11 protein-coding genes and 2 pseudogenes are annotated in these 11036 nt (G+C 61.6%); 9 read left to right on the top strand and 4 right to left on the bottom strand.

What is annotated here, in order from left to right:
* From VDP82_RS07895 to VDP82_RS07905, 3 genes are all read left to right on the top strand, one after another.
* Positions 1–888, top strand: an 888-nt coding sequence (locus VDP82_RS07895) for a carboxylesterase family protein (RefSeq protein ID WP_323014310.1), incomplete at its 5' end; no start/stop codon positions are given.
* A 73-nt stretch (positions 889–961) separates the two neighbouring features.
* Complete coding sequence (locus tag VDP82_RS07900) at positions 962–1390, top strand: hypothetical protein (RefSeq protein ID WP_323014311.1); 429 nt, start codon at positions 962–964, stop codon at positions 1388–1390.
* A complete protein-coding gene (locus VDP82_RS07905) occupies positions 1302–2096 on the top strand; it encodes a serine hydrolase domain-containing protein (protein ID WP_323014312.1) in 795 nt (264 codons plus the stop codon). The genes VDP82_RS07900 and VDP82_RS07905 overlap by 89 nt, the downstream gene beginning before the upstream one ends.
* A gap of 285 nt (positions 2097–2381) precedes the next feature.
* Here the strand turns inward: VDP82_RS07905 and VDP82_RS07910 are convergent, their stop codons facing one another.
* Positions 2382–2792 (bottom strand): hotdog fold thioesterase, encoded by a 411-nt coding sequence (locus tag VDP82_RS07910; protein WP_054588691.1) that lies wholly within the window; start codon positions 2790–2792, stop codon positions 2382–2384.
* Positions 2789–3667 carry an alpha/beta fold hydrolase gene (locus tag VDP82_RS07915; protein ID WP_039575377.1) on the bottom strand — a complete coding sequence of 293 codons (879 nt, stop codon included), beginning with the start codon at positions 3665–3667 and terminating at the stop codon, positions 2789–2791. Before VDP82_RS07915 ends, VDP82_RS07910 begins: the two co-directional genes overlap by 4 nt.
* A 68-nt stretch (positions 3668–3735) precedes the next feature.
* Here VDP82_RS07915 and VDP82_RS07920 point away from each other — a divergent pair, with 68 nt between their 5' ends.
* Together VDP82_RS07920 and VDP82_RS07925 are read left to right on the top strand one after the other, a co-directional pair.
* Positions 3736–4236 (top strand): MarR family transcriptional regulator, encoded by a 501-nt coding sequence (locus VDP82_RS07920; RefSeq protein ID WP_323014313.1) that lies wholly within the window; start codon positions 3736–3738, stop codon positions 4234–4236.
* A 490-nt stretch (positions 4237–4726) separates the two neighbouring features.
* Positions 4727–5709: pseudogene (locus VDP82_RS07925) on the top strand (helix-turn-helix domain-containing protein); the annotation flags it as partial.
* Positions 5710–5906: 197 nt separating this feature from the next.
* Here VDP82_RS07925 and VDP82_RS07930 read toward each other — a convergent pair.
* Both VDP82_RS07930 and VDP82_RS07935 read right to left on the bottom strand, forming a co-directional pair.
* Positions 5907–6233: a 2Fe-2S iron-sulfur cluster-binding protein gene (locus tag VDP82_RS07930; protein WP_039580993.1), complete on the bottom strand. Its 327-nt coding sequence runs from the start codon at positions 6231–6233 to the stop codon at positions 5907–5909.
* A 29-nt stretch (positions 6234–6262) separates the two neighbouring features.
* Positions 6263–7525, bottom strand: a complete 1263-nt coding sequence (locus VDP82_RS07935) for a cytochrome P450 (protein WP_039575372.1) — start codon at positions 7523–7525, stop codon at positions 6263–6265.
* A 190-nt stretch (positions 7526–7715) separates the two neighbouring features.
* Here VDP82_RS07935 and VDP82_RS07940 point away from each other — a divergent pair, with 190 nt between their 5' ends.
* The 4 genes and pseudogenes from VDP82_RS07940 to VDP82_RS07955 all read left to right on the top strand — a co-directional run.
* The gene (locus tag VDP82_RS07940; protein WP_039575369.1) at positions 7716–8456 is read left to right on the top strand and encodes a FadR/GntR family transcriptional regulator; all 741 of its coding nucleotides are present in this window, start codon (positions 7716–7718) and stop codon (positions 8454–8456) included.
* A 44-nt stretch (positions 8457–8500) separates the two neighbouring features.
* Positions 8501–9643 carry a nitronate monooxygenase gene (locus tag VDP82_RS07945; RefSeq protein WP_323014314.1) on the top strand — a complete coding sequence of 381 codons (1143 nt, stop codon included), beginning with the start codon at positions 8501–8503 and terminating at the stop codon, positions 9641–9643.
* 24 nt (positions 9644–9667) lie between these two features.
* A complete protein-coding gene (locus tag VDP82_RS07950) occupies positions 9668–10858 on the top strand; it encodes a thiolase C-terminal domain-containing protein (RefSeq protein ID WP_054588689.1) in 1191 nt (396 codons plus the stop codon).
* Positions 10855–11036, top strand: a pseudogene (locus VDP82_RS07955) (hypothetical protein); the annotation flags it as partial. The gene VDP82_RS07950 and the pseudogene VDP82_RS07955, both read left to right, overlap by 4 nt.

Here is an 11036-nt window from a genome sequence, read left to right on the forward strand (position 1 = left end):
GGAGTGACGACGATCCTTGCCCAGCCCGAAGCCAAAGGCCTGTTCGCCAAGGCGATCGTTCAGTCGGGCGTTGGTCTCCTCGATCCGCGCCCGCTTGGCGAGCAAGAAGCGCTAGGCGCGGCGTTGGCAGCGCGCGCAGGTGCGCCGCCTTCAGCATCGCTCGACGCGCTTCGCGCGCTGCCCGCCGCCGCGCTCGTTGCCGCTGGCGAGGTCCGGACGCCGGGCGCGATGACCGGCCCCATCCTCGACGGCGACCTGGTACGCGAAGCGCCTTGGCGCGTCTTTGCGCGTAGCGAGCCGATCGACGTTCCGCTCCTCGTCGGCGCGAACAGCAACGAGGCGAGCGTCATCCTTGCCATGGGCGTGCCGCCATCCGCCGCGCTCGCCTATCTAGGGCGCGACCAGGCGGCGGGCCGGGCCGCCTATGGCATGGGGCTGGCCGATGATGAACTGGCGCGCCAGGTGTTGGGCGACGCCTGGTTCGTCGCCCCGGCGCGCTGGCTCGCGGCCCGGACGGCGGGAGGGGCGCCTTCGTATCTCTATCATTTCGACTATGTCGCAGCGGCGCGGCGCGACCGCGCCAAGGGCGCCGCGCACGGGTCTGAAATCCCCTATCTGTTCGGGACGCTCGACTATTTCGCGTCGGTCGCCGGCGCCGTCGGTGACGAGGATCGCCGCTTCGGCGAAGGCATCGCCGCCTGCTGGGTTGGCTTCGCCAAGACGGGCGTTCCTGGCTGCGCACTCGTTCGCGACTGGCCGCGTTACGATGCGGCAAGCGACCGTCTCGCAAAATTTGCGCCCGAGTCTGGCGTCGTCGCCGGCTTTCGCAAGGCGCAGCTCGACCATCTGCTCAATGTTCACTTCGGGAACGGCCAGCCCAGGCCCTAGCCCGTCCGGCCGCGCTAGGCCCTCCGTTTCGACAATGTGCAACGAAGCTGGGAGAGAGAAAATGGCTGGAAGAATGAAATGGATGTGGCTTGTCGCCGGTGCAGCGATGGTTGGGGCTGCGGCCTTTGCGGCGCAGGGCGGGTTCGTGGGCAACGGCGGCGGCGAGGAGCGTCCCATGGTGCAGCTTCCGCCTGCGGCGCCCGCTGCTAAAGCGTCGACGTCGGCGGCATCGGCGCCCGCGGCCGCCAGCCTTTCGGCCACCGTCGGCGGTTATACCTATGACCGGACAGCGTTACAGGCGGCAATCGACGCCGATACCGAGGTCGATAACGGCTATTTCATCGTCGGTAACGCTTCGGATCCCGACTATCTCTTCGCCTATGAGAGCTGGCATCGCGACGCTCGACGATCCGATGCGGCCGCCGCTTGCCTTCTGGACGACGGGCGGGACAAAGAAGGATGTCAAACTCAAACCTGCGCTGTCGATGACGTCGGGCTTTAACGCGAGCCCGCTCGTCGGTGGCTGTCAGCTGCTTCCGGCCATGACGCTCTACAATTGCGCGAAGAGCATCCACGACCTGCGTTACGACAGTCTGCGCCCGGGTAACGCTCCCGGTGCGCAATATAGCTATGGCCCGCACGGGCTTCAGGTCGCCGCAGCCTATCTCGAGGCGAAGGATATAAGCATAGCGCCTGGAACATCGCCCGCGCGCCAGCGCAATTTCCACGAATTGTTCGCGCAGCATGTGACGACCCCGCTCGGGATGACGAGCACGACCTGGTATGACCCTTCGGGAAGCGCTCCCACCAACCCGTGGGTCGCGGGCGGGGCCTATTCGACGCCGCGCGACTATGCGAAATTGCTGCGTGCCTTCCTTGGCGGCAGCTTCATTACCGATATGACGACCTTCACCCAGCAGCGCACCGCGGGCCTGCCGCGCGTCTTTGTTCCGGGGAGCGCAGCGAGCTGGGAATATGTGCTCGGCTCGTTCGTTGAATGCGATACGCCTTCGGCCTGTACGACGTCCAAGATCAATTCCTCACCGGGTGCCTATGGTTGGACCGGCTGGATCGATCGCGAGACCGGCTATTACGCTTTGATCGCCACCGAAATATCGAGCGGAGGCGACCGGAAAGGCGTCGAGCTCGAACAGGTCATGCAGGATCTGATCGAGGATGCGATCGCGAATCGCACCCCGGCGCCCTGACCTGACCCAGCAGTCTAGTCACGCAGCACAGGAGAACTTGATCTCCATGCGCTGCGTGGCTGGCCTGTCGGACTAGGCAAAGTCGACGGCTCAAAGGCGAGCGGCCAAACCCGCGTGTGACCGGCAGGGAGCCGATTTGACTGAATGGCCGATGCGCGGCCGTCCGGTCGTGGGTTCGGCCTAGGGACACGTCGCCAAAAAGCGTGTCGCTGCCGCCACTGCCTCGGCTCCGAAAGCTGCTGGGCATGCATCTGGCCGCGCAGATTGGCTCGCCTCGGGCGGTTATCAGGCGACGTAGGCCCCTCTACCACTCGCCACCAAGGTTCCGTCTGCGGCTAGGATCCGGGTAGCCGCGACGCTTATCTGCCGCCCTAATTTCACCGGGCTGCCGATCGCGCGAAGCGGCCCCAGCTTGGCCGGTCGGTGAAAATCCACATGGAGGTCCGCCGTCGCCCGCGCAGCACCCCCCATCGCGATGATCGTATAGAGGCCGGTCAGATCGATCAAAGCCGATACGATGCCACCATGCGCCGCGCCGACCGTCGGATTTGAGATGATTTCGTCTCGCCAAGGCATGGAGATCACCAACTCGTTGGCGCCGACCTCAGCGATGCTGAGCCCGAGCCAGCGGTGAAAAGGGGCCAGCGCCAATAGGTCACGTAATTCCTCAAGCCCCGGGACGGCGGGGGCATTCATGATTTCATTTCCGCTTCATGGATGCCGAGCAAAAACTCTAGGATCGATTGCCCGAAAGCGTCGTTCTCGTCCCCCACCACCATATGAGTCGCATTCGCAATGTCGCTATACGCCATATGAGGGACAAGGCCCTGGAAATGCTTGACGGCTTCCAGCGAGACGAGATCGCTTGACCCGCCGCGGATCAGATGCACCGGCAAGGTCAAGCAGGCAGCGGCCGCGCTGAGCTCGGTGCGGCCATGGTCGCTGGAAACGCCGCCGCCCTGCTGCGTCACTCTTTCGATGAAGGCGGGGTCCCAGTGCCAATAGAAGCGTTCATCGTCCTTGCGGCGCAGATAGTGTGCTAGCCCGGCCGAAGCCTTCCGGCTGGGGCGATGGGGCAGATAGTCGGCAATGACCTGTGCGGCCTCTTCCACCGACGCAAAACCATCGCGCGCATGCGCCGCCATGAAACCGACCACGCGGGCGACGCCGCTCGGTTCCATCTGAGGTGTGACGTCGACCAGCGTCAGCGATCCGAAACTTCCCGGTGCGCATTTTCCCTCGGCGATGATCCCGGCCAGGCCACCAAGCGACGCGCCAATCAGCGCCGGTTTGCTCGCCGTCGCCGCAGCGATCTCGACGAGATCGGCCGCAAAATCGGAGATATCATAGGCTCCGTCGCTGGCCCATGCACTCTCGCCGTGCCCGCGCATATCGACTGCGATGGTCCGGAAACCATGGCTCGCGAGCCGGTGGGCTACCGCCCTCCATGCCCTTCGGGTCTGTCCGCCGCCGTGCGCGAGGATTACCGGTAATCCGAGTTCCGGGCCATCAACCGACGCTGCGATTTCATGGCCCGCTTTCCCGGCAAGCGTGATCGACTGATCAATCATTCCACGATCATACTATATCATATCTTACAGTAAAGGGTTTTCAGAATATGATGTTGGCTCTACAGTCCATGACGATGGTTGAACCTCGCAATACAAGCGGCATCTCTCCCGCGAAAAGTCTTCTGACGGCCTCAGACGAGTTTGTCTTTCTCATCGAGGAAGTGCCCCGCAAACTGCGTCGGATGTTTGATGCCTCAACGGCGCGCTTCGGATTGACGCGAACCCAGTGGCGCGCGCTCGTCTATATCTATCGGACCCCGGGCATGACCCAAACCGACCTCTCCAAATGCCTCGAACTGGAGCGTGCCAGCGTTGGCCATGTTGTCGACCAGCTGGAAAGAATGGTGCTCGCGGAACGGCGCGCTGCCAAGGGCGACCGGCGCGTCTGGGAACTTCATCTTTTGCCCCGAGCGATCGAAATCCTGCCTCAGCTGCGCGCCGAAGCCGACATGATCTACGCGCGACTGCTCCATATGATTTCCCCAACTGAGATACGCGCGATGCGCTCATTGCTGACGAAAATGTCCGGCAATCTCGAAAGCGGACCGGAAGACATGCCTCCTCGATAGGAGCCGTGGAAGATTTGAAATGGCCGACGCCATTCATCGTCAGCAAGCCGATATCCCCAACTGGCACCGCTCGCGTCTGAGGCGGCGCGCCGCGGCCGTTCTGCCCCCGCTGCATCAGGTTGCCAGCACTGACGGCTAACGAATTGCGAATATCGCGGCACGGAGCCCTACCTGCCTCCCGCCGTGTTGCAGAATAGTCCGATCGAGCCGGCAATCGTTCGGCGGTGAGCGCCCTCCCGCGAGGCGGGCCGCTCTTGGCTTCGCGTGCCAGCGCCAATTGACCGACGAGCTATTTCGTGCAACGAGTTGTCTACCAAGAAACGAACCTCTGCGTGGAGACCGACATGGCTCAACCCGAGCGCTTCATGTGAGGGCGGATTGCCGGTGCTGTCCGCCGTCAGCACCAATGGCACAGATTTGAGGTTGTGATTTAAGGAGGATTTGGGCTTCGTCGTAGTGACTAAGGAACGAGGATGAAGCCCAATCCTCCTTGAAAAAATCGGCGCCGAAGGCCCCTGCTGAGCGGCTGGTGAAGGACATACGGCGTGCGACGCGCCGGCACTTCTCTGCAGAGGACAAAATCAGGATCGTGCGGGAAGGCCTGCGCGGCGAGGACAGCATCGCCGAGCTGTGCTGCAAGGATGTCATCGCCCAGAGCTTGTATTACACGTGGTCGAAGGAGTTCATGGAGGCGGGCAAGCGGCGCTTGGCGGGCGACACCGCCCGTGCCGCGACCACCGGCGAGGTGCACGACCTGCGCCGCGAAGCCCGTGCCCTTAAGGAATGCGTGGCCAATCTGACGCTGGAAAACCGGTTGCTCAAAAAAAGCATGATCGCGGATAGGGCCGACGACGAATGAGGTAACCCGCATCCGAGAAGCTGGAGATCATTCGGATCGTCGAGCAGTCGCACCTGCCGGCCAAGCGCACGCTGGAGCAGTTGGGCATCCCGCGCCGGACCTTCTAACGCTGGTACGACCGCTACCTCGAGCGCGGGCCGGAGGCGCTGGAGGATCGGCCATCGGCCCCGAGGCGGGTGTGGAACCGCATCTGCGATGATATCCAGCAGCAGATCATCGACATGGCGTTGGATACAACCGACCTGTCACCCCGCGAGCTCGCGGTGCGCTTCACCGACGAGAAGCGCTACTTCGTGTCGGAAGCCACGGTTTACCGTATGTTGAAAGCCCATGACCTGATCGCCAGTCCGGCCTTCATCGTGATCAAGGCCGCCGACGGGTTCCACACCAAGACGACGCGGTCGAACGAGATGTGGCAGACCGACTTCACCTACTTCAAGATCATCGGCTGGGGCTTGGTGTACCTGTCGACCGTGCTCGACGACTTCTCCCGTTATGTCATCCTTTGGAAGCTGTGTACCACCATGCGGGCCGGGGATGTCACCGACACGCTGGAGCTGTCCCTCGAAGCTTCCGGATGCGCGTCGGCCAGGATGATCCACAAGCCGAAGCTGCCAATGGGCCCGGCCAGCATATTGCCCGCGCCCCTTAATTCGTCAGGGAAATGGGCGGCGAGGAATTGCCGCATTTCGGTGCGAAATGCGTCTTCGCTCGTCTAGACATCAGGTTCTAGCTGAGTTGGCACTGAAACCTCCGTTCAAAACTGAATTTGCGACGCCGCACGCGCACGACAGGGCTGCGCTCTGTCTGGTCAGTATTGCTGCTCGGGAACGTGCAAAATCAAACCTTCCACTCCTTCCACCATGGGTATCTGGCAGGCGAGGCGACTGTATTCGTTGGCACCTTCGGCAAATTGCAGAAGCTCTGCCTCCGCTGCCCCTTCGACCAGGCGACCAACCCTGTCGATCCAAGCCGGATCGACATGGACATGGCAGGTCGCACAGGCGCAGACACCGCCGCAATCGCCGTCGATGCCCGGTACATCATTGAAGAGCGCCGCCTCGCGTGCGGTTTCGCCCTCGGCAATTTCGACTTCCCGCCGCGTTCCATCGCTGGATACGAACGTCACTTTGACCATCATACACTCCGTATTTCTGCTTCAGCAAATCAGCGCGCGTGCAGCCGCACCGGCAGATTGGTGATCCCGCGCACAAGGTTTGAGAAAAGGCGCTCGGGCTCGCCGGTCACTTCGACCTTGGCGAACCGCTTGTGAATTTCTTCCCAGATGATCCGCAACTGCAGTTCTGCCAGCCTGTTACCCATGCATCGATGGATGCCATAACCGAATGACAGGTGATGGCGCGGATTCTTGCGGTCGATGATGAACCGGTCAGCCCGGTCGATGACCGTTTCGTCGCGGTTGCCCGACAGGTACCACATCACGACCTTGTCGCCCTTCTTGATCTGCTTGCCGCCAATCTCCCAGTCCTGCAGCGCAGTGCGGCGCATGTGAGTCAGCGGCGTCTGCCAGCGGATGATTTCCGGCACCATGCTGGCGATCAACGAAGGGTCGTCATTCAGTTTGCGATATTCATCGGGGTTCTGATTGAGCGCCAGCACACCGCCGCTTATCGAATTGCGCGTGGTGTCGTTGCCGCCCACGATCAGCAGCAGCAGGTTACCCAGAAATTCGAGGAAGGGCATATCCCGTGTCGCCGGGGAATGCGCCATTATGGAAATCAGATCGTTCTTCGGTTCTTCGTTGATGCGCTGCTCCCACAGTCCTTTGAAATACATCGCGCACTCGATGAGTTCTTCACGCCTCGCTTCGTACGATTCGACGATGCCGGTTTCAGGGGCGGCCGTTGTGACGTCGGACCAGCGCGTGAGCTTGCGGCGTTCCTCCCACGGGAAATCGAATAGGGTAGCAAGGGTCATCGTGGTCAATTCAACTGAGACCTTGTCAACCCAATCAAATTCCTCGCCTATCGGCAGATCATCGAGAATCTGACACGCTCGTTCGCGGATTGTCGGTTCGAGCAACAGCAAGTTGGACGGCGCTACAGCGGGGGTGACGGCCTTGCGTTGCTGGTCGTGCTTTGGAGGATCCATAGCGATGAACATTTCAAGTTCGAGCGCGCCTTCCACCGAATGCATGTCCTGAATGGCGATACCGCCGAGCTTTGCCTCCGACGAAAAGACTTTGTGGTTGGTGTCGACAGCCATGATATCGTCGAACTTGGTGATCGACCAGTAAGGCCCAACATAGCTTTCGCGGCAATAGTGGACCGGCTCCTCTTTGCGCAGCCGGTCAAAATACAGGCCGATCGTGTCCTGCTGAAAAAGACTCGGCCGTGCGACATCAATTTCGTCGATCGGAATGGCTGCAACTTTTCCGGCAGTATCCAGCTCCATCGTGTCGATGCTCATGTCTCGTCCTCCATCCCAGGCAAGCAGACTCACCTTGCTATCAAACAGGTAGATGTTTCGCAGGGTATGGTCAATAAAGCTTATAAGGATTGTTGCGACATTTGACCGCACTGCAGACTTCATAGACTGATGCTGGACATGTCATCCGATAAACTCTTATAAGGTTTTATCAGAGGAGCGATTCCCAGAGATGCAACCGAAGGTCGATGATTCGAGGAAAGCCAAGCGTGCGCTCACGCTTGCGCAGGATATCGTACGCGATATCGAAGCCGGGGCGCATGTTGCGGGCGACAGGTTGGCGCGCGAGGACGAAATGCTTGCGCGATACGATGTCGCCCGAGCGACCTTGCGCGAAGCGCTTCGCTTCCTTGAACTTCAGGGCGTTATCCATCTTCAGTTAGGTCGCGGTGGCGGGCCGGTGGTCGCACGCCCGCAGACTGGCGACTTCGCGAACAGCCTCTCGCTGATCCTGCATTTCATGGAGGCGGACTTGAGGGGCTTGCTCGAATTGCGCGAAGCGATTGCGGCGGATGTTGCAGCCTATGCCGCCCAGCGCGCGACCACGGGTGATCTGAGCGCACTTGCCGATTGCCTCAAAGAGCTGGAGCGAAACGAAGCGAGCAGCCAGTTCGAGGAACTGAATCGCCGTTTTCACGATATGCTCGGCTGGGCCAGCGGCAATCCGCTTTTCGGCCTTCTGACTTCCGCGTTGCATATGCTTACCCGCGAATTCTCGCTCTCGCTGGGGTATTCGGCGCAAGAGCGTGCGGTCCAGTTGCGTTTCTTGCGCCGCGTCCTTGAAGCTGTGCGCAAGGGCGATGCCGAAGGAGCGCGGCAGGCTATGGCGCGTCTCGTGGCGGGCTCCGCCTCCTATCTCGCACAGAGAAGCCCTGAGCTTGTGTCCCAGAAGGTCAGGTGGGGACAGACGTAAAAAACGGGCGCCGGTGGGTGGCGCTGGATGGAGAGGGTATTACGATGGCACTCAAGAGCCGCATATGCGAAATTCTCGGGATCGAATACCCGATCCTTCTGGCCGGAATGGGCGGGGCGAGTGTCCCCGCGCTCGCGGCCGCAGTATCGAATGCCGGGGGACTTGGCGTTCTTGGCGCTGCGGCCTGCTCGCCAGACCAGTTGCGCAGCTGGATCCGCCAGACCCGCGAACTGACCGATAAGCCATTTGGGGTCGACACCCTTCTGCCTGCCTCCGTCAGGCGCGGTTCGGCACCGCAGAGCGGCGCCTCGCCCGAAAACCCGATGGCACTGCTTGGCGAATATCAGCAGTTCACCCGCGATTTCATGGAACGCGAGGATCTGCCCGAAGTGGATGCCGCAATGGCCATGCGCGCGGCTGGCGCGCCGGAAATGGGCAAGGGCGGTCCGCAGCTGTTCACGCGGGAGTTTTTCGAGGCGCAGATGGAAGTGGTAATCGAGGAAAAGGTGCCAGTCTATGCCGCCGGCCTCGGCAATCCCGGACCGTGGATGGACCGCCTTCATTCCAATGGCACCAGGGTCATGGCGGTGATCGGCAAGGTCAAGCACGCCCAGCAGGTGGTCGATTCCGGCATCGACATGATTGTGGCGCAGGGCCACGATGGCGGCGGGCACAACTCCCCGATCGGAACCTTCTCGCTGATTCCGCAGGTAGTCGACGCGGTGGGCGATCGGGTTCCCGTGATCGGAGCAGGTGGAATCTCCGATGGCCGCGGAGTCGCCGCAGCGATGATGCTGGGCGCTCTGGGCGCGTGGGTCGGAACGGCGTTCCTGGCAACCGAAGAGGCAGGGATTGAACGGTTCCAAAAGGAAGCAATAACCGACGGCGGCGATGCAGATACCGTCGTTAGCCGTTCGTTGACCGGCAAGCCTGCGCGCATGATCCGCAACAAATGGGCCGATGCTTGGGTTGCGGCGGGCAAGGAGCCGCTTCCGATGCCTTACCAGTCGATGATTTCAGGGCCGGTCATGGCTTCGGGCATAAAGGCTCAGCGCAAGGATATCATGCCCGGCTTCGCGGGGCAGGGAATTGGATTGATCCATTCGATCCGTCCAGCGGCAGAGGTCATGCGCGATCTTGTCGAAGGGGCCGAAAGGGCGCTGGCCGATGCCAGATTCTATTCCTGAATTGCGGCAAGACGGGTACGCTGTATGAACGCTTCGCAGACCTTATCCTTTGCCGACAAGGCCGCCATAACCGGTGTGGGCGAAACCGCATTCGTCAAGGGCACCGAACGGACCGCGGTGGACATGATGCTGGAAGCCTCGCGCCGCGCAATCTCAGATGCCGGGCTGAAACCTTGCGACATCGACGGCATGGTGCCGCCGCCGATCTATACGACCTCGGAGGAAATGGCCGCCAATCTCGGCATTGATGTGCTGCGCTATGCGGCCACCGTTCACATGGGCGGCGCCAGCCCGACGACGGCGCTGCAGAACGCGGCAATGGCGATCGCCAGCGGGCTTTGCGATCACGTGCTGGTGACGCTCGGTTGGAACGGCTATTCCGCCCTCAGGCCCAAGCCGGGTGCCCCGCCCACTCGGGCGATGAACATGAACACGCTGACCAATACCATCCAGGGCTATTACATCCCCTATGGTGTGTTCCTGCCGGTGCAGATGTATGCTTGGCTGGCGACCCGTCACTCGAAGCTTTACGGCGTGGGCGCGGATGCGATGGCAGCGGTAGCGCTAGCCTGCCGGCGTCACGCGCAGTTGAATCCGCGCGCCTTTACCTATGGGCGCGAACTCGACGCGGAAACCTATCATTCGGCGCGCTGGATATCCGAGCCCTTCCGCCTTTACGATTGCTGCCTTGAAACCGATGGCGCCTGCGCGGTAGTCATATCGCGAATGGATCGGGCCAGGGATATGCCGCATGTGCCCGTCAGCATCGCCGGTGCCGCGGAAGGCCACCCCTATCCCGCCGACGACATCCCCTCGCGGCCCGATCCCTTCAAGATTGGCCTCAGCTATGCTGCCCCGCGCGCTTTCGACATGGCGGGCGTCAAGCGCGAGGACATGGATTTCCTGCAGATTTACGACTGCTTTACCTATGTCGTTCTGCTGCAACTGGAAGCGATGGGCTATTGCGAACCGGGTGCACAGTTCGAATTCGTCGCCAATGGCCAGATTGAGCTGGGTGGCCGCTATCCGATCAACACCCATGGCGGCTTGCTCAGTGAGGCGCATGTCTGGGGACTCAACCACGTGGTCGAGGCAGTGCGCCAGCTTCGTCACGACTGCGGCGAGCGCCAGGTGCTGGGAGCCCAAACTGGTCTTGTGACCGGCTGGGGTGACCTTGGCGATGGAAGCATTGCCATTCTCAGGAGGTTTGCATGAGCAGCGAGAGCGATCTGCCTCCCAAAATGCGGCCCTCCGCGCAGGTTGCGCCGCCCAAACCGCGACCTCGCCCGCAAGACCCGGTTGAGCAGGAATTCTGGAAGCGGTGCCAGGACGGCAATCTCTATTTCCAGCGCTGCGGCGGCTGCGGCTGCTTCCGCCACCTACCGCGCTATAT

This window comes from Devosia sp. (genome assembly GCF_034675085.1).
Lineage (GTDB): Bacteria > Pseudomonadota > Alphaproteobacteria > Rhizobiales > Devosiaceae > Devosia.

Coding starts and splice junctions, on each gene's coding strand:
- VDP82_RS07920 (WP_323014313.1), top strand. CDS start 3,736: ATGACGATGGTTGAACCTCGCAATACAAGCGGCATCTCTCCCGCGAAA.
- VDP82_RS07945 (WP_323014314.1), top strand. CDS start 8,501: ATGGCACTCAAGAGCCGCATATGCGAAATTCTCGGGATCGAATACCCG.
- VDP82_RS07940 (WP_039575369.1), top strand. CDS start 7,716: ATGCAACCGAAGGTCGATGATTCGAGGAAAGCCAAGCGTGCGCTCACG.
- VDP82_RS07905 (WP_323014312.1), top strand. CDS start 1,302: ATGCGGCCGCCGCTTGCCTTCTGGACGACGGGCGGGACAAAGAAGGAT.
- VDP82_RS07910 (WP_054588691.1), bottom strand. CDS start 2,792: ATGAATGCCCCCGCCGTCCCGGGGCTTGAGGAATTACGTGACCTATTG.
- VDP82_RS07900 (WP_323014311.1), top strand. CDS start 962: ATGAAATGGATGTGGCTTGTCGCCGGTGCAGCGATGGTTGGGGCTGCG.
- VDP82_RS07950 (WP_054588689.1), top strand. CDS start 9,668: ATGAACGCTTCGCAGACCTTATCCTTTGCCGACAAGGCCGCCATAACC.
- VDP82_RS07935 (WP_039575372.1), bottom strand. CDS start 7,525: ATGAGCATCGACACGATGGAGCTGGATACTGCCGGAAAAGTTGCAGCC.
- VDP82_RS07930 (WP_039580993.1), bottom strand. CDS start 6,233: ATGGTCAAAGTGACGTTCGTATCCAGCGATGGAACGCGGCGGGAAGTC.
- VDP82_RS07915 (WP_039575377.1), bottom strand. CDS start 3,667: ATGATTGATCAGTCGATCACGCTTGCCGGGAAAGCGGGCCATGAAATC.